The sequence below is a fragment of the Pseudomonas sp. Z1-12 genome (genome assembly GCF_051132015.1).
GTDB lineage: Bacteria > Pseudomonadota > Gammaproteobacteria > Pseudomonadales > Pseudomonadaceae > Aquipseudomonas > Aquipseudomonas zanjanensis.
The window spans coordinates 5,381,250-5,407,097 of sequence record NZ_CP071647.1 but is presented as its reverse complement, the minus strand read 5'-3'; the positions used below and the strand labels follow the sequence as shown (position 1 = coordinate 5,407,097).

At 60.4% G+C, this 25,848-nt stretch carries 19 protein-coding genes and 2 pseudogenes; 12 read left to right on the top strand and 9 right to left on the bottom strand.

The window, feature by feature from the left end; translation table 11 throughout:
• The first annotated feature begins 966 nt into the window (after positions 1–966).
• From J3P85_RS23495 to J3P85_RS23470, 6 genes are all read left to right on the top strand, one after another.
• The gene (locus J3P85_RS23495) at positions 967–1,428 is read left to right on the top strand and encodes an REP-associated tyrosine transposase (RefSeq protein ID WP_434703708.1); all 462 of its coding nucleotides are present in this window, start codon (positions 967–969) and stop codon (positions 1,426–1,428) included.
• A gap of 468 nt (positions 1,429–1,896) precedes the next feature.
• Positions 1,897–3,318, top strand: coding sequence for an amino acid permease (locus J3P85_RS23490; RefSeq protein ID WP_434703707.1), 1,422 nt, complete (start codon positions 1,897–1,899; stop codon positions 3,316–3,318).
• Positions 3,319–3,491: 173 nt separating this feature from the next.
• Positions 3,492–3,842 carry a GtrA family protein gene (locus tag J3P85_RS23485; RefSeq protein WP_434703706.1) on the top strand — a complete coding sequence of 117 codons (351 nt, stop codon included), beginning with the start codon at positions 3,492–3,494 and terminating at the stop codon, positions 3,840–3,842.
• Positions 3,843–3,975: 133 nt separating this feature from the next.
• Positions 3,976–4,350, top strand: coding sequence for a GtrA family protein (locus J3P85_RS23480; RefSeq protein ID WP_434703705.1), 375 nt, complete (start codon positions 3,976–3,978; stop codon positions 4,348–4,350).
• Positions 4,347–5,327, top strand: a complete 981-nt coding sequence (locus tag J3P85_RS23475; RefSeq protein WP_434703704.1) for a glycosyltransferase family 2 protein — start codon at positions 4,347–4,349, stop codon at positions 5,325–5,327. Before J3P85_RS23480 ends, J3P85_RS23475 begins: the two co-directional genes overlap by 4 nt.
• Positions 5,324–6,961, top strand: a complete 1,638-nt coding sequence (locus tag J3P85_RS23470; RefSeq protein ID WP_434703703.1) for a glycosyltransferase family 39 protein — start codon at positions 5,324–5,326, stop codon at positions 6,959–6,961. Before J3P85_RS23475 ends, J3P85_RS23470 begins: the two co-directional genes overlap by 4 nt.
• On the opposite strand, the gene J3P85_RS23465 is transcribed toward J3P85_RS23470, so the two are convergent.
• The 7 genes and pseudogenes from J3P85_RS23465 to J3P85_RS23435 form a co-directional block, all read right to left on the bottom strand.
• Positions 6,882–8,501, bottom strand: a complete 1,620-nt coding sequence (locus J3P85_RS23465) for an FMN-binding glutamate synthase family protein (RefSeq protein WP_434703701.1) — start codon at positions 8,499–8,501, stop codon at positions 6,882–6,884. The two genes, J3P85_RS23470 and J3P85_RS23465, sit on opposite strands and share 80 nt — an antisense overlap.
• 399 nt (positions 8,502–8,900) lie before the next feature.
• Entirely contained in the window at positions 8,901–9,218 is a 318-nt protein-coding gene (locus J3P85_RS23460; protein WP_434706418.1) for a sensor histidine kinase, read from the bottom strand.
• A 408-nt stretch (positions 9,219–9,626) separates the two neighbouring features.
• Positions 9,627–9,713, bottom strand: a pseudogene (locus tag J3P85_RS23455) (hypothetical protein); the annotation flags it as partial.
• A gap of 590 nt (positions 9,714–10,303) precedes the next feature.
• Positions 10,304–12,106, bottom strand: coding sequence for a DAHL domain-containing protein (locus J3P85_RS23450; protein ID WP_434703700.1), 1,803 nt, complete (start codon positions 12,104–12,106; stop codon positions 10,304–10,306).
• The gene (locus J3P85_RS23445) at positions 12,103–13,062 is read right to left on the bottom strand and encodes a cytochrome-c peroxidase (protein ID WP_434703699.1); all 960 of its coding nucleotides are present in this window, start codon (positions 13,060–13,062) and stop codon (positions 12,103–12,105) included. Before J3P85_RS23445 ends, J3P85_RS23450 begins: the two co-directional genes overlap by 4 nt.
• Positions 13,063–13,104: 42 nt before the next feature.
• Positions 13,105–14,979, bottom strand: coding sequence for a putative bifunctional diguanylate cyclase/phosphodiesterase (locus tag J3P85_RS23440; RefSeq protein WP_434703698.1), 1,875 nt, complete (start codon positions 14,977–14,979; stop codon positions 13,105–13,107).
• Positions 14,976–17,267 carry a GGDEF/EAL domain-containing response regulator gene (locus J3P85_RS23435; RefSeq protein ID WP_434703696.1) on the bottom strand — a complete coding sequence of 764 codons (2,292 nt, stop codon included), beginning with the start codon at positions 17,265–17,267 and terminating at the stop codon, positions 14,976–14,978. Before J3P85_RS23435 ends, J3P85_RS23440 begins: the two co-directional genes overlap by 4 nt.
• Positions 17,268–17,495: 228 nt before the next feature.
• Between J3P85_RS23435 and J3P85_RS23430 the strand changes: the two genes are divergently transcribed.
• Entirely contained in the window at positions 17,496–18,863 is a 1,368-nt protein-coding gene (locus tag J3P85_RS23430) for an HD domain-containing phosphohydrolase (RefSeq protein ID WP_434703695.1), read from the top strand.
• A 1,051-nt stretch (positions 18,864–19,914) separates the two neighbouring features.
• Entirely contained in the window at positions 19,915–20,247 is a 333-nt protein-coding gene (locus tag J3P85_RS23425; RefSeq protein WP_003205177.1) for a DUF6124 family protein, read from the top strand.
• A 79-nt stretch (positions 20,248–20,326) separates the two neighbouring features.
• On the opposite strand, the pseudogene J3P85_RS23420 reads toward J3P85_RS23425, so the two are convergent.
• Positions 20,327–20,439 (bottom strand): annotated as a pseudogene (locus tag J3P85_RS23420) (nucleoid-structuring protein H-NS); the annotation flags it as partial.
• Positions 20,440–20,717: 278 nt separating this feature from the next.
• Here J3P85_RS23420 and J3P85_RS23415 point away from each other — a divergent pair.
• From J3P85_RS23415 to J3P85_RS23405, 3 genes are read left to right on the top strand one after another with little or no spacing between them, the layout of a single operon-like run.
• The gene (locus J3P85_RS23415) at positions 20,718–21,134 is read left to right on the top strand and encodes an NUDIX hydrolase (protein ID WP_434703694.1); all 417 of its coding nucleotides are present in this window, start codon (positions 20,718–20,720) and stop codon (positions 21,132–21,134) included.
• Between the two features lie 24 nt (positions 21,135–21,158).
• A complete protein-coding gene (locus tag J3P85_RS23410; RefSeq protein ID WP_434703693.1) occupies positions 21,159–21,764 on the top strand; it encodes a LysE family translocator in 606 nt (201 codons plus the stop codon).
• Positions 21,761–22,258: a GNAT family N-acetyltransferase gene (locus J3P85_RS23405; RefSeq protein WP_434703692.1), complete on the top strand. Its 498-nt coding sequence runs from the start codon at positions 21,761–21,763 to the stop codon at positions 22,256–22,258. The genes J3P85_RS23410 and J3P85_RS23405 overlap by 4 nt, the downstream gene beginning before the upstream one ends.
• A gap of 143 nt (positions 22,259–22,401) precedes the next feature.
• Here J3P85_RS23405 and metR read toward each other — a convergent pair whose 3' ends face one another.
• Positions 22,402–23,319: a transcriptional regulator MetR gene (metR, locus tag J3P85_RS23400; protein WP_434703691.1), complete on the bottom strand. Its 918-nt coding sequence runs from the start codon at positions 23,317–23,319 to the stop codon at positions 22,402–22,404.
• Between the two features lie 109 nt (positions 23,320–23,428).
• On the opposite strand from metR, the gene metE reads away from it, so the two are divergent.
• Positions 23,429–25,741 (top strand): 5-methyltetrahydropteroyltriglutamate--homocysteine S-methyltransferase, encoded by a 2,313-nt coding sequence (metE, locus tag J3P85_RS23395; RefSeq protein ID WP_434703690.1) that lies wholly within the window; start codon positions 23,429–23,431, stop codon positions 25,739–25,741.
• Positions 25,742–25,848 lie beyond the last annotated feature (107 nt).

The window sequence follows — 25,848 nt, the reverse complement described above, 5'->3', positions numbered from 1 at the left end:
TTGATCGGACTTGCTTGAAGCTTAGACGGTGGTTGGCGTGGGGGGAGGGGAAATTGTGGACAGCCGACATGCGAACGCTTGTCGGAGGTCATTGGCTGATGAGCTTTTGTGGCGAGGGAGCTTGCTCCCGCTCGGCTGCGCAGCAGACGCGACGGTGGCATGGCTGAAGCGTTTTCAGGGTTGAAAAAGCGGGGCGGCTGCGCCACCCAGCGGGAGCAAGCTCCCTCGCCACGGTAGGTGTGTTTTCAGGAAAGGTGATGCCAGCCTTGGGCGAGGAATGCGCAGGTGCTTGTAGTCGTCATGGTCTGATGCGCTTTTGTGGCGAGGGAGCTTGCTCCCGCTCGGCTGCGCAGCAGACGCGACGGTGGCACGGCTGAAGCGTTTTCGGGGTTGAAAAAGCGGGGCGGCTGCGCCACCCAGCGGGAGCAAGCTCCCTCGCCACGGTAGGTGTGTTTTCAGGATAAGTGATCGCCAGCCTTGGGCGAGGAACGTGCAGGTGCTTGTGGTCGTCATGGTCTGATGAGCTTTTGTGGCGAGGGAGCTTGCTCCCGCTCGGCTGCGCAGCAGACGCGACGGTGGCATGGCTGAAGCGTTTTCGGGGTTGAAAAAGCGGGGCGGCTGCGCCACCCAGCGGGAGCAAGCTCCCTCGCCACGGTAGGTGTGTTTTCAGGATAGGTGATGCCAGCCTTGGGCGAGGAATGCGCAGGTGCTTGTAGTCGTCATGGTCTGATGAGCTTTTGTGGCGAGGGAGCTTGCTCCCGCTCGGCTGCGCAGCAGACGCGACGGTGGCACGGCTGAAGCGTTTTCGGGGTTGAAAAAGCGGGGCGGCTGCGCCACCCAGCGGGAGCAAGCTCCCTCGCCACAGGTACTACGCCGTCTTCGGAAAAGTCGCTCAACGATCATCGCGTCGGATCGTCGCGGGTGAGGCTACCGTAAGTAGACACCCCAACCACAGGAAGCCAAGGAATGCATCCTCCACACCCAAACTCTCATCGCTTACGTCGCGGACGCTCTTCGGAACCGGGGCGAGGTTATCTCATCACTACGGTCGTTCACCGACGCACCCCGATTTTCAAGGACTGGCGACTGGGCCGCTTACTGATTGCAGAAATGCGCCTGGCTCATGAGCAAGGTCAGATCAATTCGCTGGCATGGGTTGTGATGCCGGACCATCTGCATTGGCTGGTGCAGCTAGAGCAAGCTCAGCTCACCCAAGTGATGCAGGCAGTAAAATCCCGCAGCACCCTAACAATCAATCGAGCAATGAACAGAAAGGGTGCCTTCTGGCAAAGCGGCTTCCATGACCGCGCGATCCGCGATAACGAGGACCTGCGACCTACCGCCCGCTACATCATTGCCAATCCGCTTCGTGCAGGGTTAGTAGATCGAATCGGCGATTACCCACTGTGGGATACGGTGTGGCTGTAGTCGCTTTTTGTGGCGAGGGAGCTTGCTCCCGCTGGGGGGCGAAGCCGCCCTCGCTGTGCGGCTTTTGAATGCAGGCGGCTGCTGCGCAGCCGAGCGGGAGCAAACTCCCTCGCCACGGGGGCGGTGGTATCCTGAAAACCTCGCGCTAGAGCCTTCGCCGCCTGCAAAGACATGACGCTGCACCACCACTGTGCAATACTCGGCGCCGTTTCTAAACGGCCATTAGCTTAGGCAATCCCTCTTCAGAAAAGCCCCATGGGCTTGGGCATTCCCTGAATTAACCTGCTTTTATGGTGAAACTTTCTGTTCCCGGCTTTTTATACTGCACGGCCCGCTGATCTTGAGGAGTTTTCCTACAGGACGGTCTGCCCACAAGGCTGGCCCGGTTTCGGCAATGCTCGCAGGCCCACCCGCCCGCAGCCTTGGACACTCGGTGGCTAATCCAATAACAAGACGAGGTTTATCCCTATGCCTGTCGGCAATCATCTGCCCCATGGCGAGACCGCCCAGGGTGGTCCGCTCAAACGTGAACTCGGTGAGCGACATATCCGCCTGATGGCGCTCGGCGCCTGCATCGGTGTCGGGCTGTTCCTCGGCTCGGCCAAGGCCATCGAAATGGCCGGGCCGGCGATCATGCTGTCCTACATCATCGGTGGCCTGGCGATCCTGGTGATCATGCGCGCCCTCGGTGAAATGGCCGTGCACAACCCGGTGGCCGGTTCGTTCAGCCGCTACGCCCAGGATTACCTCGGCCCACTGGCAGGCTTCCTGACCGGCTGGAACTACTGGTTCCTGTGGCTGGTGACCTGCGTGGCGGAAATCACCGCCGTGGCGGTATACATGGGCATCTGGTTCCCCGACGTGCCCCGCTGGATCTGGGCCCTGGCCGCGCTGGTCAGCATGGGCTCGATCAACCTGATCGCGGTCAAGGCCTTCGGCGAGTTCGAGTTCTGGTTTGCCCTGATCAAGATTGTCACCATCATCGCCATGGTCATTGGCGGCGTCGGCATCATCGCCTTCGGTTTTGGTAACGACGGCGTGGCCTTGGGCATTTCCAACCTCTGGACCCACGGCGGTTTCATGCCCAACGGTGTGTCGGGCGTGTTGATGTCCCTGCAAATGGTCATGTTCGCCTACCTGGGCGTGGAGATGATCGGCCTGACCGCCGGTGAAGCGAAGAACCCACAGAAAACCATCCCCAACGCCATCGGCTCGGTGTTCTGGCGGATCCTGCTGTTTTATGTCGGCGCGCTGTTCGTGATCCTGTCGATCTACCCCTGGAACGAAATCGGCACCCAGGGCAGCCCATTCGTGATGACCTTCGAGCGCCTGGGCATCAAGACCGCCGCCGGCATCATCAACTTCGTGGTAATCACCGCCGCGCTGTCCTCCTGCAATGGCGGGATCTTCAGCACCGGACGGATGCTCTACAGCCTGGCACAGAACGGCCAGGCTCCGGCTGGTTTCGCCAAGACCTCCAGCAATGGCGTACCACGCCGCGCACTGCTGCTGTCCATCGCCGCGTTGCTGCTGGGCGTGCTGCTCAACTACCTGGTGCCGGAAAAAGTCTTCGTCTGGGTGACGTCTATTGCCACCTTCGGTGCGATCTGGACTTGGGTGATGATCCTGCTGGCCCAGCTCAAATTCCGCAAAGGCTTGAGCGCTTCCGAGCGGGCGGCGTTGAAGTACCGTATGTGGCTGTACCCGGTCAGCTCGTATCTAGCGCTGGCATTCCTGGTGCTGGTGGTGGGCTTGATGGCGTACTTCCCCGACACCCGCGTGGCGTTGTATATCGGCCCGGCGTTCCTGGTGTTGCTGACGGTGTTGTTTTATACCTTCAAGTTGCAGCCAACAGGAGAGGCACCGGGTTCGGTGCGTTCGGTGTCGTAAGATAAGGCGCGATGTAAACGAGAGCCCCGGTCTGTTGACCGGGGCTTTTTTGTAGGCGTGAACCTGACCGTCCGTCGGAAACGGTGCTCGACCTGTAAGATCTGACAGTAGACCGCCGCAGAGCCGTCGCCTAGCTTGAAAACCCGCCAATCAGGGAACGGCTAGGTACCAGGATGAATGGGTTTTCTGCGTTGATGGTTATCGCACTGGTCAATGGGTTGATCCATGGCCAGGTTTTTTTTCTGTTGCATGACGCTGTTGGACTGGCCCAGGCGAGCAGTAACTTTGCTGCGTTCTGCATGGCTGCGGCGTTTTCGTTTTATGTGAGTGGCCTCTACATCTTCCGACCCGGGGAGTCGTGGAAAGGTTATCTGCTGGGCAATGGCGCAATGGGCGGGCTGAGTTATGGCTTCGGCGCGATTGGCGATGCGCTGGATTTGCCTGGGTGGATGACGGTCGTTTTGTCTTTGTATTTCACGCTGAACCTGGTGATGGGGTACGGTTTTTTGAGGCACAAATTGTAGCGCTGGCATCACCCTCTGAGGGCCTTTCCAGCAGCATCATGCCAATCTCACTTATTGCGCCATCGATCTGGATGGAGCATTCCCTAATTTGATCAAGGATCGCCAGTAGGCGCCGACAAGTTCGGGGGCGAGCATGAAAGCGATATGGCATGTTTTCTTCACTTATTCACTGGTCGGGTTGGCCAATACGCTGGTTCATTGGCAGATATTTTTTGTGCTGCGCGTGGCAATCGGTCTCGATCAGTCAATCAGTAATCTTGCTGCGTTCTGTGTGGCTGCTTCATTTTCCCACTACCTCAATGCGCTCTACACCTTCGAAGCCAGGATGTCGGCGACGGGTTATGTGTTTTTCCTGTGTGTCATGGGAGCGCTCAGTTTTGCCGTGGGTTATCTGGGAGATCGCTGGCAGGTCCATGGGCTACTGACAGTGACGGTATTTTCCCTGCTGAGTTTGGTGTTCGGTTTCCTGCTCTCTAGGTTCGTAGTGTTTCGTGGAGACCACCCATGAAAATCTCGCTGGTGGTGCCGGTGTTCAATGAAGAACAGACCTTGGGACTGTTCTACAAGAGTATCCGTCAGCACCCGGCGTTGGCCGGTTATAGCGTGGAAATCATCTTCATTAACGATGGCAGCGCTGACCAGACGGATGCGCTTGCCCGTGATATCGCGCTGGTCGATAACCTGGTTGTGTTGATCAATTTTTCCCGAAATTTCGGCAAGGAGCCCGCCCTGTTTGCCGGGATCGAGCACGCCAGCGGGGATGTGGTCATTCCAATGGACGTGGATCTACAGGACCCCATCGAGGTTATTCCCAAGCTTATTGCCGAATGGGAAAAAGGCGCCGAGGTAGTGCTTGCCAAGCGTCGAGATCGCTCGTCCGACAGTTACCTGAAGCGCGGATGCGCTGCGCTGTTCTATCGCCTGCTTGATCGGATTGCCTCTCCTCATATCGAGCGGAATGTAGGGGACTTTCGACTGCTGGATCGCAAGGTGGTGGAGGTGATCAAGACCCTTCCCGAATATCAGTTGTTCATGAAGGGTGTACTGTCATGGGCCGGTTTTACCACTGTCATTGTCGAGTACGACCGCGCCGGTCGCGCCGCTGGTAGCAGCAAATTCAACGGCTGGAAGTTATGGAATCTGGCTCTGGAAGGCATTACGTCGTTCAGCACTGTGCCGTTGCGGTTGTGGACTTACCTCGGCGGTTTCATTTCATTGGTTTCGCTGGCGTATGCCGGGTACATGGTGCTGGACAAGCTGATCTTTGGAAACGATCTCCCCGGTTATCCATCCTTGATGACCGCGATTTTGTTTTTGGGTGGTGTGCAACTGATCGGCATTGGTGTGTTGGGTGAGTATATCGGACGGATCTATCTGGAGACAAAGCATCGTCCGAGGTACGTCATCAGGGAAATAGTTCGGGGAGAGTCGGGCGTGCGTGGAACCGCCGAGAACATTTGCGAACGGGTCGGTGATTATTCGTGATCAACTTTCGAGCCTATTCGGGAAAGCCTCCCAGCCGATTCGTCGACGGCGCAGCCTTGGTAGCAGTGTTGGTCCTCGCGCTGTGCGTACGTTTTTACGGCATCACAACACCGGCGATCTGGTACGACGAGGCCTATAGCGTACTGCTTGCCAGACACGAGCCATGGCAGATCTGGTCTATTACGGCGAGAGACATTCACCCACCTTTTTACTACCTGCTGCTGCACTACTGGATGATTTTGTTTGGCGACGGGGTCTTGGCCGTAAGGTCCCTCAGTGTCGTAGCCGATGTGGGAACGGTTTTGCTGAGCATAAATCTGATGAGCCTGGTTGCCACGCGAAGAGCAACCTGGATGGCTGGGTTGTTATTGGCGTTGCTGCCGATCTCGGTTCGTTACAGCCAGGAAGCGCGCATGTACACGCTGCTTGGATTCTGGCTGATGGGCGCAACCGTGGCGTTGGTGTGCTGGGTTAAAGAGCCGGAAAAGAAGCGCTTCCCGATTATTTATGTGTTGCTGATGACAGCAGCGTTCTATACGCATTATTTCGCAGCACTGTGCGTGCTTGTTCATTGGTTTTACTGGTGGTCGGGCCGTGCGGGGACGGGAACCGCGTTGCCGGTGCAGCCATGGCTTTTGGTTAACAGTGCAATCGTTGTGTTGTTTGTGCCTTGGTTGCCTGATTTTGTTGATCATCTGTCGGCAGGGGGCGTATGGCTCACGTCTGTCACAGGAGAGGCAGTGTTAAGTCTTGTTTGGCAGTTCACTTCTATGAACGCATGGGGAGCGCAGTCCTTGCTGTTGCGTGCGATGCCATTGGTATTTGTTGTTGCATGCGCCGTAATGTTGATTTGGAAAGAACACCACCTGAATCGTATCAGCGGTCTGATGGTCGGTTATTTTTTTATTCCAGCAACTTTTTTTACTATGGCAACGCTAATTGTCCCCGTGTTCGCTCCTCGATATCTGACATTTGCAGCGGTTGGGCTGCCTTTTATTGTTGCTGCAGCTCTGGATATATCGATTCGACGAACTGCTGTACTAGTCTTGGTCGTGATAATTATGGTGGCAGTGGAGGTTCAAGGATTACAGTCGGTATATCGACAAACCGATGGCATGAATGGAACCGATTTGCGCAAGAGCTATAGGCTCGACGTGCTGGCGGCTGCGATCAAAAAAGAGGCGATGCCAAACGACGAAATAGTCTTTGAGTCCTTAATCTGGTACCTGCCGTTCATCTATTACAACGAGACGGGAATTTGGCCAAAATTTTATATTGACTCATCTCTCGGCATGTTCTTTAACGTTGCTGACCGTGGCGGATACGCCTTGCTTCCCGAAGGCGATCGATTGAACTATTTCTCTAATTTGTATGTACTTAAATGCAGCACAGGCAATGTCTGGAGGATAGGACCTAAGACTGCAACAGTTTTCAGGACGCTACTGGAAAATGATTGGAAGCAAACCCTTACCTTTGTCGAGGGAGAAATGGTGGCTTCTTTGTACACCCTTAAAACCTCACCCCTCCCAGAGGACGGGGGTCTTAACGCTTCAGCTAGGCAGCCACCACCTCCCGCGGCTCAAAACTATCCGCCCGCGCCATCTGCCACATCCGCGAATAAAACGCTCCATTAACCTCACCCGTGAGCAATTCCCCCGGCTTCAAAAACACATGCAGCTGCGAGAACAACTTCACCTCGGTGGCCGACATGCGCCGCACCAAATGCTTGGGCTGCAATTGCGAAGGATGGTCGAGCCCGGCGGCGGCGAGCATTTCGGCCAGGGCCTTGAGGGTGTTGCGGTGGAAGTTGTAGACCCGCTGGGCCTTGTCCGGGACGACCAGGGCGCGTTGGCGCAGGGTGTCTTGGGTGGCGACGCCGGTGGGGCATTTGTTGGTGTGGCAGCTTTGCGACTGGATGCAGCCGATGGCGAACATGAAGCCGCGCGCGGCGTTGGCCCAGTCGGCGCCGATGGCCAGGACGCTGGCGATGTCGAAGGCGCTGACGATCTTGCCGCTGGCGCCGAGCTTGATCTTGTCCCGCAGGTTCAGGCCCACCAGGGTGTTGTGCACGAACAGCAGGCCTTCGCGCAACGGCACGCCGATGTGGTCGGTGAACTCCACGGGCGCCGCGCCGGTGCCGCCTTCCTTGCCATCGACGACGATGAAGTCGGGCAGGATCCCGGTTTCCAGCATGGCCTTGGCAATGCCCATGAATTCCCACGGATGGCCCAGGCAGAACTTGAAACCCACCGGTTTGCCGCCGGACAGTTCACGCAGTTGCTGGACGAACTGCATCAGTTCGATCGGCGTGGAAAACGCGCTGTGGCATGACGGCGAAATACAATCCTCGCCCATGAGGATGCCACGGGTCTCGGCGATTTCCCGAGTGACTTTGTGCTTGGGCAGGATGCCGCCATGGCCGGGCTTGGCGCCCTGGCTCATCTTGATTTCGATCATCCGCACCTGCGGGTTCTGCGCTTGGGCGGCGAAACGCTCGGGGTCGAAGCGCCCGTCAGACGTACGGCAACCGAAGTAGCCGCTGCCCAATTCCCAGGTGAGGTCGCCGCCGTGTTCGCGGTGGTAAGGGCTGATGCTGCCTTCACCGGTGTCGTGGGCGAAGTTGCCGAGCTTGGCGCCTTGATTCAATGCCCGGATGGCGTTGGCGCTCAGGGAGCCGAAGCTCATGGCCGAGATGTTGAACACCGAGGCCGAGTAGGGCTGAGTGCATTGCGGGCCGCCGACTGTCACGCGAAAACCGCTGGGGTCGCTCAACGGCGCCGGGCGCATGGAGTGGCCGATGAATTCGAAACCGGTCTGGTAGACGTCGATCAAGGTGCCGAAGGGTTTGTCGGCGCTTTCGTTCTTGGCCCGGGAGTACACCAGCGAGCGCTGGGCGCGAGAGAAGGGCAGGGCATCGCTGTCGGATTCGAGCAGGTACTGGCGGATCTCTGGGCGGATGCCTTCGACCAGGTAGCGGATATTGCCCAGGATCGGGTAGTTGCGCCGTACGGCGTGGCGGCTCTGCAGCAGATCGAACAGCCCCAGCAGGCTCAACAGCCCGGTCACCAGCGCAATGGGCCAGAGCCAGTCGTGTTGCAGGAACGGCAGGCTGGCGAGGGTGAAGATGACACAGCCAGCAAAGAAGGCGTAACGGCTCAGCAGCGACAGGCTCATACGGGTTCCTTGGGGTTGAGCGATTGGCGAGACATTAGCTTGGAATGCGGTCCGTGGCGAGGGAGCAAACTCCCACAATTGGTTGTGTGGTGAAACGCGGGCCATTGTGGCGAGGGAGCTTGCTCCCGCTGGGCTGCGCAGCGGCCCCATTGGGTCATTACGAGCATTCAGACAGACCGCGTCAGCCGGTTTACGACGGCTGCGCCGTCGAGCGGGAGCAAGCTCCCTCGCCACAAGAGCCGGCGCAGGTGGCATGCCCTGATCCCAATGGACCAAACACTGAAAAATACCTGTGGGAGCGAGCTTGCTCGCGATGGCGGCCGCACATTCAACCCCTGCATTGACTGTCGCACCGCTATCGCGAGCAAGCTCGCTCCCACAATTTGAACTGCCGGGGGCTCAGCCTGCCTGCTTCATCTGCCGCACCGGCAATTCCACACGGAAAGTGGTGCCGACGCCGACTTCGCTGCGGACGGTGATCTCGCCGTGGTGTTTTTTCACGATGCCGTAGGACAACGACAGCCCCAGCCCGGTGCCTTGGCCAATGGGTTTGGTAGTGAAGAACGGGTCGAAGATTTTCTGCAGGGTCTCGGGGGGAATGCCCGAGCCGTTGTCCGCCACTTCGATCCAGACGGTTTCGTCACCGGCACCGTTGCGCAGGGTGATGGTGCCGCGTTCTGGGCCGATGGCCTGGGCGGCGTTGACGATCAGGTTCATGATCACCTGGTTGATCTGCGACGGCAGGCATTCCACCTCCGGCAACGGCGTGTACTCCTTGACCACGTCGGCCTTGTACTTGATCTCATTGGCGACGATGTTCAACGTCGAATCCATGCCTTGCTGCAAATTGGCCATCTGCCATTCCTGACTGGAGTCGACGCGGGAGAAGTCCTTCAGGTCCTTGACGATCTGCCCGACCCGTCCGATGCCATCCTTGGATTCCTTGATCAGCAGGGGGATGTCCTCCACAAGGAAATCCAGTTCCACCTGTTCGCGCAGCTTCCTCAGGTTCACCACCAGCTCCGGCGAGGCGATGGCCTCCTCGGCGCTGCCGTAGGCGCTGAGCATTTCCTGGAGCTTGCCGAAGTAGCCGTCCAGCGCCCCGAGGTTGGAAGAAATGAAGCCGATCGGGTTGTTGATTTCGTGGGCCACGCCGGCCGCCAACTGGCCCAGGGAGGCGAGTTTTTCCGATTGCACCAGCTGGGTTTCCAGCATCTTGCGTTCGTCGATTTCCATCTGCAGCAGCTCGCTGGCCTGTCTGAACGCTTGGGTGCGTTGTTCCACCAGGTCTTCGAGCTTGTTCATTTTCAGTTGCGCACGGGAGGTCATTTCCCATTTGGTGGTCAGGGTGTTGGCCATCTGCTGGACTTCGATGTTGTCGAACGGCTTCTTCAGGATCAGCAAACGGTCATGGCCGTTCAGGCGGTCGAGCAGTTCATCCCAGGAATAATCCGAATAAGCGGTGCACACCACCACTTGCAGCTGCGGGTCGCGCTTCCAGAGTTCTTCGATGGTCTTGGCGCCGTCCCAGCCTTCGGGCATGCGCATGTCGACAAAGGCCAGGGCATAGGGTCGTTCCTTGGCCGCTGCCGCCAGCAATTTGTTCAGGCCTTCCTGCCCGCCATAAGCCGAGTCGAGTTCGAACACGGTGGCGGCAGGTTTCGGCGCTTCGCCGAACAGGGCGCTTTCCATGTCCTGCAAGTCCGTGTTGCCCTCGTCTTCCGGGGTGAGGATCTTGCGGAAATCTTCATGAATGGCGGGTGTGTCGTCGATCAACAGGATGCGACGGTTACTCATACTGTTCATGGCTCACCTTCTGCAAGTTTCAGGGGCACCTGCAATTGGAATGTCGCCCCTTTTCCTGGCCCCTCACTGTGCACGGTGAGGTGGCCGTTCATTTCAATGGCCGCCAATGCGCAGCTGTGCAGGCCAAAGCCATGGCCTTCCTTACGGGTGGTAAAGCCGTGGGCGAAGATGCGCGTCATATTCTCCTCCGGGATGCCTTCGCCTTCGTCCTTAACGCTGATTTGCAGGGTCTCGCCATCGACGACGTCCGCCTTGAGCGTCATGTTCCGCGCATGGTTGGACACCCCGGCCATGGCGTATTTGGCGTTGCTGATCAGGTTGATCAGAATCAACAGTAGACGGTGCTTGTCGCCCATGATCCGCGGCACATCACCGTATTCCTTGATCACCGTAACATGATGGCGGGTCAGGGCGCCGGAGTTCATGCGCAGGGCGTCTTCGAGCAGCTCGCTGACCACCAGGGGTTCGAGCAGGCTGTTGGCCCCGGCATAGGATTGCTGTGTGGCGACGATGTCCTTGATGTGGTCCACGCTCTTGCTCAATTGGGCCAGTTCATCGGTCAGGCCCTGCTGCTCCGACGCGATGGCCTCCACCAGTTGGTTGAGGTAGCCGGGCAGCAGCTTGCCCTTGGCGTCTTCGGTGAGGAAGTGCCCGAGGTCGTCAGTGTGTTCGTTGATCAATTGCATCGCCTTGCCCAGCCCCAGGGCCTTGCTGCTGCGCAGTTTTCGGCTGACCAGGTCGGCAGAGATGTTCACGCTGTTGAGCACGTTGCCGACGTTGTGCAGCACGTTGGTGGCGATTTCCGCCATGCCGGCCTGGCGGGCGGTGTCCATCAGCTCGCTCTGGGTGTCCTTGAGTTGGCGGGTACGCTCTTCGACCCGTTGTTCCAGCTCGTCGTTGGCGGTTTGCAGGGCGTTGTTGACCCGCTTGATCTCGGCGAAACTGCGGATCAGCCGGATCCCCAGCCAGATCAGGATCAACACCAGGAGCGTGGCGAACACCAGCAGGTAAACGTGGTTGCGCTCGTATTTGGCCGCGGCTTTTGCCTGGTCTTTCTCCAGTAGGTTGGTAATGGTGTCCAGGCGGCCGGCCAACGGGACCATTTCGATGCCCATTAATAATTCATTGACCTTTGGCTGTTCCCGCAGGATCACCCCGATGTGTCTGCGCAGGACTTCGACGGAGTTGAGCAGTCCCTCAGGCAGGCGCTCTTTGTTGACCTCCAGCTGGTTCAACCCCAGCAGGACCTCGGCCGCGATATCAGGGGAGCTGAGCTGGGCGAACTCCATGCTGCTGAGCAACAGGTCGTAGGTGTCGATGGCAACGTTCTGCAATTCCAGCCGGTAGGTGTCGGGCAGCCGGGCGAACTGGCCCTGGATATCGTCCTCGCCGGTGGGCAGGAAGGCCAGGGAGTTGCGCAACACCGCGTTATGGGATTTGAACTGCTCCACCAAGCGGGTCTTTTCCTTGACCAGCTTGAGGTATTCGTCGCGCTGGGCCTCCCAGAGTGACGGCCCATGTCGGCCCGGCTCCGCCTCGATGGCGTCCAGGCGCTGCCACAAGCGTGACATTTCGTGCAGGGGCGAGACCAGCGGGTCGTAGTTGTGGGTCAGGGCGATCCGCGACTTGAGGATTTCGTTGTCCCAGATGGCGTCCTGTTGCTTGAGCAGGCGGATCAGGTCCCGGGATTCAATGTACGAGGCGGCCTGTTGGGCGCCCGAGTTGACGTACATGAACAACAGGATGCCCGCCAGCAAGACGCCAATGAAGGCCAGGCCGAGGCGACGGAGGACTGTCATAGGGGCTTGCCCTCCCATTCACCGGTCAGGGTCTTGAGAAATTCGACGATCAGCTCGGTATCGTTCTTCAGGGGCTCGCGGCCCAACTGGTACCTGAACATCACTTCCACGGCACGTTCCAGGGTCGGTGCGGAGCCGTCATGGAAATAGGGCGCGGTGACGGCCACGTTACGCAGGCTCGGCACCTTGAAAACCTGGCGGTCGTCTTCGTCTCCCGTGACGTTGAAGCGACCTTCGTCGGCCCGGGTAGGGTTGCCGCGGTCAACGAAGTAGTCACCCATGATGCCGAATTTCTGGAACATGTTGCCCCCGATGTTCACGCCCTGGTGACAAGCGATGCAGCCGTATTCCTTGAACCGCTGGTAGCCGAATTTTTCCCGGGGCGTGAGGGCATCGGTATTGCCCAGCAGGTACTGGTCGAAGCGCGAATTGGGTGTCTGCAAGGTGCGTTCGTAATCGGCCAGGGCGCCCTGGATATTGGGCTTGGTCACCCCGTCGGGGTAGGCGTCCTTGAAATCCTTGGCATAACCCGGATCATCGGCGATGCGCTTGACGACAGACTCCCAGGTGCTACCCATTTCCGCCGGGCTGGTCACGACGATGTGGACCTGTTCTTCCAGCGTATCGACACGGCCATCCCAGAATTGGTGGAAGTTCAGGCCGGCGTTGAACACGGTCGGCGTATTGACCTCAACCGGCTTGCCGTCGAAGCCCAGGGAAAACTGTTTGTCGTCGGCGCCGCCCTGGTCCAGGCGATGGCAACTGGCGCAGGACAGCGTGTTGTTGACCGACAGTCGCGGGTCATTGAACAGCCGCAGCCCCAGCTGGACGCGCTTGGGGTCCAGGGTCGGGATCGGTGGCAGGGGCTTGAGGGGTTCGTCCAGTGGGGCGGCGTGCGCGGTCACGCTCATTCCCACGAGCAGGCCGAGCGCCAGAGTCAGTCCATGTAACGCCATGGGATGCTTTCCTTGAAACGTTGGTTGAGGACACTCCGGTGTTCACGAAAACGGGTTCTGGCGTTTTTCCCATTCGGTCATCCAGTCGGCAAAGGCCTGTGGTTCGACGGCCTTGCTGAAGTAATAACCTTGGACTTCCTCGCATTGGTGCTGCTTGAGAAATTCAAGCTGCTCAAGGGTTTCCACCCCTTCGGCGATGATGTGCAGATTCAGGCTCTTGCCCAGGCTGATGATGGTGCTCACCAGCTTGGCATCGTTGCTGTCGATGCTCAGGTCACCGACGAACGACTGGTCGATCTTCAGCACATCCACCGGAAATTTCTGCAAGTAGCTCAGGCTCGAATAGCCGGTGCCGAAGTCATCGATGGCCAGGCGTATCCCCAGCTGCTTGATGGCCTTGAGGATGGCGACCGTGGTATCGACGTTCTGCATCAGTACGCTTTCGGTGATCTCCAGTTCTAACTGTGTCGGTTCCAGGCCGGTTTCCTTGAGGGTGCGGGCGATGCCTTCGACGAAGCCGCGCTGGCGAAAGTCGATGGCCGAGACGTTCACCGACAGGTACAGCGGGCGCATGCCCTCGGCTTGCCAGCGACAGGCCTGCTGGCAGGCTTCCTGGAGCACCCATTGGCTCAGTGGGACGATCAGGCCGCTGTCCTCGGCGACCGGAATGAAATCCGACGGGTAGACCATGCCGTGCCCCGGCCTGTCCCAGCGCACCAGCGCCTCGACGCCGACCACCTTGCCGCTCTTGAGGTCGAGCTTGGGCTGGTAATGCAGCACGAATTCCTTGCGTTGCAGGCCCAGGCGCAGGCCCGATTCGATGGTCTGCTGCTGCCGTGCCCGGCGGTTCATATCCTCGGTGAAAAAGCGGTAGTCGTTGGGGCCGGTCTCCTTGACGTTGCGCATCGCCGTCTCGGCTTTCTTGATCAGCGCCACGGCGTCGAAACCGTCGCTCGGGTAGACGCTGATGCCCAGGCTCGCGGTGACGCTCAGGTCATGGCCGTCGATCGGTTGTGGGGAACTGATGGCCGCCAGCAATTTGTCGGCCACGCCTTTGATCTGCTGCGGATCGATAATGTCCCCCAGCACCACGACGAATTCATCGGAGCCGTAGCGAAACACCGAGTCGGACTCGCGCACCACGGTTGCCAACGTCCGCGCCACGCGCTTGAGCATCTCATCGCCCACCGGATGGCCCAGCGCGTTGTTAATACGCTTGAAGCGGTCCAGGCCGAGGAACATCACCGCCAGTTGCCGGTCGTGCCGACGGCACTGGGCCATGGCCTGGGTCAGGCGATCGCCGAGCAACATGCTGTTGGGCAATTCGGTGAGCACGTCGTATTGCAGCAGGTGGGAGACCTTGAGCAATTCCTGGACGCGCTCTTCGATCGTGCGTTCCAGGCTGCGCATTTTCCTCGCCGCATCCTGGGCCAGTTGCCATTTCCAAGTCATGGCGCTGGCCATCTGGCGGATTTCCAGGGTGTCGAAGGGTTTCTTGAGGATCAGCAACTGATCGTCGAACTCGATCCGCTCGGACATGGTTTCCCAGGAGTAATCCGAGAACGCCGTGCACAGGGCGATTTGCAGCCGTGGGTCAGCCTCCCACAGCCGCTCGATGGTTTGCAGGCCATCCCAGCCCGGCGGCATGCGCATGTCGGCGAACACCAACGCGTAGGGCTGGCCTTCGGCCTGGGCGCGCTTGACCAGTTCCAGTGCCTCCTCGCCCTGGTAGGCCGAGTCGATCTGGAATTGCAGCCGGCTGACCTGCGGGGTGCCGAACAGCAGGCTCTCGGTGTCGTCCAGGGAGTCATCGAGGCCGGCGCTGGGGCTGAGGATCTTGCGAAAGTCCTGGTGGATCGCCGGCGTATCGTCCACCACCAGGATTCGCCGGTTGGCAGGTACCGACATGGGGTTCATGGATTGCTCTCCGATAGCTGGCTCGCTGGTCGGGTCCAGTGGTCTGTCGCGGGAATGATGGTGCCGGCCTTGAGCAATTCGGCGGCCTGGCCGCTGTCGACCACGGTGCTGAAGTAATGCCCCTGGGCCTGCATCGCCCCGCCGCTGGACATCAGCGTGGTGCGTTGCTCCTGGGTCTCGACGCCCTCGGCAATGATCCCGATGCCCACGTCCCGGGCAAAGTTGATGATCGCCCGCAAGGTCGTGGCGTTTTCGGGATTGTCACTGGCACTGTCCAGGAACCGCTGGGCGAGCTTGAGGTGATTGACCCGGTAGGTCTTGAGGTAGTCGAACGAGGAATATTCGGTGCCGAAGTCATCGATGGCGATCTGCACACCCAATTCGCATAGGCGCGGCAGCACGTCGTTGTGGGTCCACTTGGTCTGGGCCAGGGTGGCTTCGGTGACATCGAAACGCAGGTCCCAGGGCGCCAGTTCCCAGCGGGCGGTGGTGCGCAGCACGTCGTAGATCAGTTCCGGGCCGGTCTTGAGCTGGGTCAGGGACAGGTCGATGGCGATCACCGGCGGCGCCATGCCCTGGTCGCGCCATTGACGCATTTGCTGGCAGGCCTGGTCCAGCACCCAATGCCCCAGGCCAATGATGATCCCGGTCTTCTCGGCGGCGGGCATGAAGGCCGCCGGTTCCAGCCAGCCCCGTTCGGGGTGGTTCCAGCGCACTTGTACGCCCATGCCGAGGATCTTGCCGGTGCCGAGGTCGACTTCCGGCAGATAGTGCAAGTGCAGCTCTTGGTTTTCGATGGCTTGGCGCAGGTCGTTGGCGAGGGCGACCCGGTCGGTGACTTCCTGGTTTATTTCCTCGTTGTGGAAGTGGTACTGGTTGCGGCCCTTTTCCTTGGAGCGGTACAGGGCCATGTCGGATTGCGCCATCAGGCTGTCGGCACTCAGGCTCTGCGGGGTGTACAGGGCGATGCCGATGCTCACCGAGATCCGCACGTCGTTGCCGTCCAGGGAGTACGGCGCCACGAGGGCGTCGCGGATCTTGCCCGCCAGCGCGGCGCAATGGGTCGCTTCATGCACGTCCAGTTGCAGCAGGGCGAACTCGTCGCCGCCCAGGCGCGCCACCACATCGTTTTCCCGGGTACAGGCCTTGATGCGCACGGCGACTTCCTGCAACAGCAGGTCGCCGATGGGATGGCCCAGGGTGTCGTTGATGCGTTTGAAGTGGTCCAGGTCCAGGTAGAACATGGCAAACGGCGCGGCCCCGCGACGCGCGGCGGCGAAGGCCTGGTGCAAGCGCTCGATCATGGTGGCGCGGTTGGCCAGCCCGGTCAGGCCGTCGGTACGGGCGAGCAGGGCGATCTTTTCTTCGGCCAGCTTGCGTTCGGTGATGTCGAGGATGATGCCTTCCACTTCCAGCAGCAGCCCCTGGTCGTTGCGCACCGGAATGTAACGGTTCTCCACCCAGCGGAACGTGTCGTCGCCGGTGCGCATGCGGAACTCGATGGACGCCCCCACGGTGTCACGGTCGAGGACGCGCACCATGGCCTCCTGGACTTTGTCCTGGTCATCGGAGTGGATCAGGGTTTGTGCCCAGTCCGGCGAGTTGATCAGTTGCGCCGCGGAATGACCGAACTTGGTGATGTTATGGGAAATGTACATCAACGCGAACGGCGGTTCGCCCCGCAGGCGATAGAGGATGGTCGGGCTGTTCTGCACGATGATATTGGCGTCGGCCAACTCGCGGGTGCGCTCCTCGACCGCTCGTTCGAGCATGTCCATTTTCAGCGCTGCGTCTTCGGTCATCTGCCATTTGACGGTCAACGCGCTGGCCATCTGGCGGATCTCGATGGCGTCGAAGGGTTTTTTCAGGATAAGCAGGCGGTCGCCCAGTTCGAGGCGCTCGGAAATATCTTCCCAGGAATAATCCGAGTACGCGGTGCACAACGCCACCTGCAGCTTGGGGTCGGCGCGCCATAGCCGTTCGATGGTTTCCAGGCCGTCCCAGCCCGGTGGCATGCGCATGTCGATGAACGCCATGGCGTAGGGTTGCCCTTGGGCCAGCGCCGCTTCGACCTTGTTCAAGGCTTCCATGCCCTGGAACGCCGAGTCGAGCACGAAACTCGTGCCGGCGACCGCCACCGGCGCGCCGAACAGGGCCTCCTCGGCGCTGCTCAGGTTGTCTTCGGCGCTCATCTGCGGGCTGAGGATTTTGCGAAAATCCTCATGGATGGTCGGGGTGTCGTCGACGATCAGGATCCGCCGATTGGTTTTATCCAAAGGCAGGCTCATGGCCGTGCACCGTTTTGATGCGGACTATAGAACCTTGGGAACATCTGCTATCCCTTTCGCTGGCATGAGTATTCGGCCTATACATGGCCCTTCATGGGGTACAGCATAGTCGTCTGATCGGGATGCGCTCGGCCACCGAGGGCAAATGTGTCTAAATCTTCGCAATCTACTAGCCTGTTTTTTGGGGCTAAGGTAGAACGGTTGTCGTGAATCAGGAGGGGGTTGCAAATGGAAGGTCAATCGCCGGATGTTCCGGTAAAGAAGCCGACGGTGCTGCTGGTCGATGACGAAGAGTCGATTCTCAACAGCCTGCGTCGGCTATTGCGCAGCCAGCCGTACGAGATCCTGCTGGCAGACAGTGGCGCCAAGGCGCTGGAAATTCTCAAGGAGCGCCCGGTCGACCTGGTGATGACTGACGCGCGCATGCCGAACATGGATGGTGCCACGCTGCTGGCCGAAATCCGCAAGTTGTATCCATCGACCTTGCGCATCCTGCTCACCGGTTATGCCGATGTGGACATGATGACCAAGGCCATCAACGAGGGGCAGCTTTATCGCTACCTCAGCAAGCCGTGGAACGATGAGGAGTTGGTGCAGGCCTTGCGCCAGGCCCTGGCCCACCAGCACTCCGAAAGCGAGCGCCAGCGCCTCGAAGCGCTGAACCGCGAGCAGAACCAGCAACTCAAGACCCTGAACGCCACCCTGGAAAAACGCGTGGCGTCGCGCACCTCCGAGCTGCAGCAGACCGCCGACATGCTTGACCTGGCTTATGACGAGCTCAAGCGCAGCTATGTGACCAGCACCGAGGTGTTTTCGCTGATCGCCAACCTGCGCCTGCCCAAGGCCAAGCAGACCAACCGGCAGATCATCGAGCTGATCCGGGTCTATAGCCGGCTCAATTTTCTCGATGAGTCCACCGACCGCGACCTGACCATGGCGGCGGCGCTCTACAACATCGGCAAGCTGAGCTGGACCGACAACATGATGGTCACGCCCGCCGACATGCTGCACCACACCGAATTGGAGCTGTACCGCGCCTATCCGAAGCAGAGCGAATCGCTGCTGATGACCCTGGACCCGATGAAGGACGCGGCGCGGATCATCCGCCATCACCAGGAGCGTTGGGACGGCAGCGGTTTCCCCGAACATCTGAAAGGCGAAGCGATTCCGTTCGGCTCGCGGCTGTTGAAACTGGCGGTGGACTTCATCGAGTTGCAGCGCGGGTTGATCCTGGAACGGCAGATGAACAGCGATGAAGCGCTGGTCTACATCCGCAAGTACGCGGGCAAGCTGTACGACCCGGACATGGTCGAGGACTTCATCAAGGCCTGTGCCGAATACCTGGAAGACGTGACCTTGTCGGACCCGACGGTGAAGGTCATGACCACCCGGGAACTGGCGGCCGGCATGATCCTGGCGCGCAACCTCAACGCCGACAACGGCATGCTGCTGCTCAACGCCGGCAAGGTCCTGAGCGGCCCGCTGGTGGAAAAACTCATCGCCTTCGAAGCGATGGAAGGCGCGCGGTACAGCGTATTCGTCAAGATCCCCGAAGAGGCGGCCGACCCTTCGGCGCCGAAGCCGATTTTGGGGTGACTGGGGTCTGGGTTGGGTTGGGTTGGGTTGGGTTGGATTGGATTGGGTACATATCCGTTGCTGCGGTAACGGCGGCTTAGGGTTCCGCCCTGACGGCGGGTCACTTTTGAAGAGCCCGGAAGCCGGCCCAGTCAAAAGTAACCAAAACGCTTTTGCCCCACCACTCGGTGCCTCGCTTAGGCTCGGCATGCCCTCACTCCGGCATTGCTCCGTGGGCCGCCGCGAAGGGCCATCCATGGCCCAGCGCGGCTATCCCGGCATCCATGCCGGGATGCCCACTGCGCAATGCCTGCGTTCGGCCATCGTGGTTAACGGGGCGCCGAGATCAACGTCCACCACGAGGCGGCCTTAGAGCCGACCTGGCTCTTCTGGTCGTACACCCATCAGACCTGTGGGAGCAAAGCTTGCTCGCGAGGCGGCCTAGTAGCCGACCTGGCTCTCTTGGTCGTATACCTGTCAGATCTGTGGGAGCAAAGCTTGCTCGCGAGGCGGCCTTACAGCCAACCGGTCTCTGGCGGCTGTACATCAATCCAACTGTGGGAGCGAGCCTGCTCGCGAAGACGGCGGCACATTCAACATGGATGCAAGCAGACCCATCACTATCGCGAGCAAGCTCGGCTCCCACAGGGATCGGCGGTGGACACCGATCTTATAAACGACCAAAAACCTGTGTGGGAGCGAGCTTGCTCGCGATGGCGGCCTGACAGCCGACCAAGATTGTGGGAATGGTCGGACAATCCTCCGGGTTGCAGCAGATTTTTCCGACGAACTCTGGCGGTTGCCGGGTGGGAAGGGCTGTCGCTAGTCTTTTCCCGTCGTTGCAAATTCAGCGACCGGGCTTGGAAATCCGATAAGTAGACGGCGCGAAAGCGCCCTTCATGACGTATGCTTGCGGTCGTTTTTTGACCATGCTTTCGTTATGGCGGCTGTGCGCGGGAGACCTTCGGGTCTGTCGGGCTCGTTTACCCCGGTTTTCCAACCTGCGTACGGCTGCCACCCCTCGCTTGGAAACGAACGTGGCAGCTCCAACCTGTAGACGGAGTGTCACCCTATGTTCAAAGCCACACCCAATCCCCCCGAAACCGATCCCCAAGAGCTCGATGAAGCCGCCAAGCGCGCCATCGACCATTATCTCGACCCCAAGCCTCAAGCCAAAAAGAAAAAGCCCTCAGGTCAACTGTTCACCGTTGTGGACGGTGTCGACACCGAAAGCCTGCTGGCCAACCTCAGCGAAACTTTGGCCTCAGCCGATGCCATGGTCAGCGATCTTGCCTTCGACCTGAAAGGCTCGCGACGCCATGTTGCCCTTGGCATTCAGCAACTGATCGAGCTGGGCGCTTTATTGGCGAATCGGATGCTGGATAACGTCAATACACAACCCTGACCACACCGCGCGCAGAAGCGAGAAGGCTTGCTTCCACAATTGGACCGGAGTACGACCGGGAGAGCCAGGACGGCTGTAAGGCCGCCTCGCGGTGGACGTTGATCTCGGCGCCCCGTTAACCACGATGGCCGAACGCAGGCATTGTGGAGTGGGCATCCCGGCATGGATGCCGGGATAGCCGCGCTGGGCCATGGATGGCCCTTAGCGGCGGCCCACGGAGCAATGCCTTCGTTCTGGCATGCCGAGCCTAGGCGAGGCACCGAGTGGTGGGGCAGAAGCGTTTTGCTTACTTTTGACTGGGCCGGCTTCCGGGCTTCTCAAAAGTGAGCCGCCGTCAGGGCGGAACCCTAAGTCCCCGTTACCGCAGCAACGGATATGTACCCAACCCAATCGGTCGCACCAGGCTTTGCTCCCCGCCGCTGCGATCTGTAATCTCCCCGCCATTTCCTCGGCCAAGGCTTCTATCACCCATGACCATTCCCCTCATCCGCATCGCCGCCGCCCTGTTGCTCGGGCCGGATGGGCGAACCCTGCTGGTGCGCAAGCGCGGCACCCAAGCCTTCATGCAGCCGGGCGGCAAGATCGAAGCCGATGAACAACCCGTGCAGGCGCTGGCCCGTGAGCTGGAAGAAGAGCTTGGACTGCGGATCGACCCGGCCCAGGCCCGCCACTTGGGTGTGTTCAGCGCGCCGGCGGCCAACGAGCCGGGGTTTACCGTGCAGGCCGAGGTGTTTCTGCTGAGCATCGACGTTGCGGTTTCCCCGGCGGCCGAAATCGAAGAGGTGCGCTGGATCGACCCGGCCGGCGACAGCGATCTGGTGCTGGCACCGTTGACAGGCGAGGTGATCCTGCCGTTTTATCGAGCGACACTGCTCGCCACCTGCTGATTCACATTTCAAGGACGGATGCCCATGATTCCATTGCCGGATCTGCTGATTTTCGCCGCCGCCGCGTTGCTGATGGTGCTGACGCCCGGCCCGAACATGATCTACCTGATCTCCCGTTCGATCTGCCAGGGCCGCAAGGCTGGCGTCACGTCCTTGTTGGGCGTGGTGGCGGGGCTGACGGCGGTGTTCCTGGCGGTGCCCATGGCCTATGAAGTATTGAAATGGGCCGGTGCGCTGTACCTGTTGTGGCTGGCCTGGCAGGCCGTGAAGCCGGGGGCGCGCTCGCCCTTCGAGGCCCAGCAACTGCCGGCGGACTCGACGCGCAAGCTGATCACCATGGGCTTTCTCACCAGCGCGCTGAATCCCAAGATCGCGGTGTTCTATCTGTCGGTGTTCCCACAGTTCATCACTCCGGAACACGGTTCGCTGTTCACCCAGAGCCTCATCCTCGGGCTGACCCAGATCAGCGTCAGTTTCAGCGTCAACCTGCTGATCGCCCTGTTCGCCGCCGGCATCGCCTCGTGGTTCGTCCATAACCCGAGCTGGCTGGCGGTGCAGCGCTATTTCATGGGATTTGTCCTCGGTGCCCTGGCCCTGCGCCTGATGCTCGAGCAGCGGCGTTCGGCGTGAGCATTCGACGCCTGCGGGCTGGCGATGCCGAGGCCTATCGCGAGCTGATGCTCCAGGCGTATGCCTTGCACCCCCAGGCCTTCACCTCCAGCGTCAGCGAGCGGGCGAAGTTGCCCATCAACTGGTGGGAGTCACGCCTGGGCAGTCGGCTCGATGTGCTGTTGGGGGCGTTTGTCGAACAAGAACTGGTCGGCATCGTCGGCCTGGCCCTGGAGCCCCGGGAAAAAGCCCGACACAAGGCGCTGCTGTTCGGCATGTACGTCGCCGACGAACATCGCCATCGCGGGCTCGGCCACCAACTGGTGCAGGCCGCCCTCGACGAAGCCCGGCGCCACACCTTCCTGCGCCTGGTGCAACTGACCGTCACCGCCGGCAACGACCCGGCGCTCAAGCTCTACCAGCGCTGTGGTTTCGTCTTGTACGGCCTCGAACCGATGGCCATCCGCGTGGACGATGAGTACCTCGACAAAATCCATATGTGGCTAGAACTTTGAGCGAACCACTGATTTGAGTGATGGAGCTTTTGTGGCGAGGGAGCTTGCTCCCGCTTGGGCGCGAAGCGGCCATAAAACGGGTCTGCTGCGCCCGAAGCGTCGGACCGGCCCAGCGGGAGCAAGCTCCCTCGCCACAAAAGCTGTCAGCGCACAGCACTGACCCCATCCAATGTCGAAAACGACGTGTCCTTGGCCGTCAGCAAAAAATCGCGCATATATGGCGCGTCGAGCATGTCGGTGCGCACCGCCGCGTACAGCGTGGCGAACAAGCCTTTCTCCCCCAGCCGCTTGGCTTTCACATAGCCCCGTGAGCTGTATTCATGCAGCGCCCAATGCGGCATGCCACAGACGCCACGGCCGCTGGCCACCAGTTGCATCATCATCACCGTCAGCTCGGACGTGCGCACCTGAGCCGGTTCGATGTCGGCCGGTTCCAGGAAGCGGGTGAAGATGTCCAACCGGTCTCGCTCCACGGGATAGGTGATCAGGGTCTCGCTGACCAGGTCCTCGGGCACGATGTAGGGCTTGCCCGCCAACCGATGCTGGTTGGCGACGGCGAGCATCGCTTCGTAGGTGAACAGCGGCACGTAGGTGATGCCGGCCAGTTCCAGCGGGTCGGAGGTCACCACCAGGTCGAGGTCGCCCCGGGCCAGGGCCGGCAAGGGTGCGAAAGCGAAGCCCGAGGCCAGGTCCAACTCGACTTCCGGCCAGGCATCGCGGAACTGGTCGATGGTCGGCATCAGCCACTGGAAGCAGCTGTGGCACTCGATAGCCATGTGCAGGCGCCCGGCGGTGCCGCCCGCCAGCCGCGCGATGTCCCGTTCGGCACTGCGCAGTAACGGCAGGGCGGAATCGGCCAGTTGCAACAGGCGCAGGCCAGCGCTGGTGAAGCGTACCGGCTTGGTCTTGCGCACGAACAACTGCATGCCCAGGCGCTCTTCCAATTCCTTGAACTGATGGGAGAGGGCGGACTGGGTCAGGTGCAGGCGTTCGGCGGCTTCGACCAGGCTGTCGGCTTCGCGCAGGGCGTGCAGGGTCTTGAGGTGACGGAGTTCAAGCACCGGAGTAGCTCCATGAGTAAAACTTGTGATCAACACGAAAAGGTTGAGTTTGTCTCATGCAGGTCGGGTTGTCGACAATGGCGCCATCTTTTACAGGAGGACACATACCATGGCCCTGGCCCACACCCTCGGTTTCCCCCGCATCGGCGCCGACCGCGAATTGAAAAAAGCCCTCGAAGCCTACTGGAAGGGCGACCTGGCTCCGGCTGCGTTGCAAGCCGTAGGCCGTGAACTGCGGGCCCGCCACTGGCAACTGCAAAAAGACGCCGGCATCGACCTGCTGCCCGTCGGCGACTTCGCCTGGTACGACCAAGTGCTCAGCCACACGTTGACCCTGGGCGCCGTCCCGCAGCGTTTCCAGAGCACCTTGAATGCCCAGGGCCGACCGACCCTCGACACCTTGTTCGCCATGGCCCGTGGCGCCACGGCCAGTTGCTGCGGTGTCGACCACGGCCAGGCGCAATACGCCCAAGAGCTGACCAAGTGGTTCGACACCAACTACCACTACCTGGTCCCGGAGTTTTCCGCCGACCAGACCTTCGCCCTCCGCTGGGAACAGCTGTTCGATGAAGTGGACGAGGCCCATGCCTTGGGCCACCGGGTCAAACCGGTGCTCATCGGCCCGTTGACCTACTTGTGGCTGGGCAAGGCCAAGGGCGAGGCGTTCGACAAACTCGACCTGCTGGAACGCCTGCTGCCGGTCTACGGTGAAATCCTCAACCGCCTCAAGGCCCAGGGCGTGGAATGGGTGCAGATCGACGAACCGATCCTCACCCTCGACCTGCCTCAGGCCTGGAAGAGCGCCTTCGAGCGCGCTTACCACATCCTCCAGTACTCGCCGTTGAAAAAACTCGTGGCCACCTATTTCAGCGGCCTGCAAGACAACCTCGGCCTGGCGGTGAGCCTGCCGGTGGACGGCTTGCACATCGACGCGGTACGTGACCCGGAACAACTGGGCCAGGTGCTGGACCGCCTGCCGACGTACAAGATTCTCTCAGTGGGCCTGGTCAACGGTCGCAACGTCTGGCGCTGCGAACTGGAACAGGCGCTGGCGCACTTGCAACCGGCCCAGGAGCGCTTTGGCGACAACCTCTGGGTCAGCACCTCGTGCTCGCTGCTGCACAGCCCGGTGGACCTGGAACGTGAAGACCGGCTCGATCCGGAACTCAAAAGCTGGCTCGCCTTTGCCGTGCAGAAGTGCGGTGAAGTCGCGGTGCTGCGCGATGCGCTGAACGATCCCCAGGCCCCCGCCGTGCGACAGGCCTTGAGCGACAGCCGCGCGGTGCAGGCCCGTCGCGCGGGCTCGGCGCGTATTCACAAAGCCGAGGTCCAGGCGCGCCTGGCGGCGGTCGGGCCACAGGACAGCCATCGGCGTTCGTCGTTTGCCCAGCGCATCGAACGCCAGCGCGCACGCTTGGCGCTGCCGACCTTTCCCACCACCACCATCGGCTCCTTCCCGCAGACCCCGGCCATCCGCCTGGCACGCCAGGCCTACAAGCAAGGCAAATTGTCGGCCAACGACTATCAGGAGGCCATGCACACCGAGATCCGCCATGCCGTGCAGATCCAGGAGCGCCTGGGCCTGGACGTGCTGGTGCACGGTGAAGCCGAACGCAACGACATGGTGGAATACTTCGCCGAGCAACTGGACGGCTATGCCTTCACCCGTTTCGGCTGGGTGCAGAGTTATGGCTCGCGGTGTGTGAAGCCGGCGATCATCTACGGCGATATCAGCCGCCCGAAAGCCATGACCGTCGACTGGATCCGTTACGCGCAAAGCCTGACCGACAAAGTCATGAAAGGCATGCTCACCGGTCCCGTGACCATGCTGATGTGGTCGTTCCCCCGCGAAGACGTGTCGCGGCAAGTCCAGGCCCGACAACTGGCCTTGGCCCTGCGGGACGAAGTGTTGGACCTGGAAAAAGCCGGGATCAAGATCGTGCAGATCGACGAAGCGGCGTTCCGCGAGGGGTTGCCGTTGCGTCGCGGGGAATGGCAGGCCTACCTGGATTGGGCCGTGGAGGCGTTCCGCTTGTGCGCCTCGGGCGTGGCGGATGACACCCAGATCCATACCCACATGTGCTACAGCGAGTTCAATGATGTGATCAAGGCCATCGCCGCCATGGACGCCGATGTGATTACCATCGAAACCTCCCGTTCGGACATGGAGTTGCTGGACGCATTCGAGGCGTTCGATTACCCGAACGACATCGGCCCGGGTGTCTACGACATCCACTCGCCACGGGTGCCGGACACCGCCGAGATGGTTGCGTTGATGAGCAAGGCAGTGAAACGAATCGCCGCCGAGCGGCTGTGGATCAATCCCGACTGCGGGCTGAAAACCCGGGGCTGGCCTGAGACGGAAGCAGCCTTGGTGAACATGGTGGCGGCGGCGCGGCAGTTGCGTAGCCAGTTGGCCTGAATCTTGTTATTCGGGCAAGATCCCTACCTTGTGGTGAGGCAGGCTTTTGTGGCGAGGGAGCTTGCTCCCGCTGGGCTGCGCAGCAGCCCCAACATTTAATGCCTTGA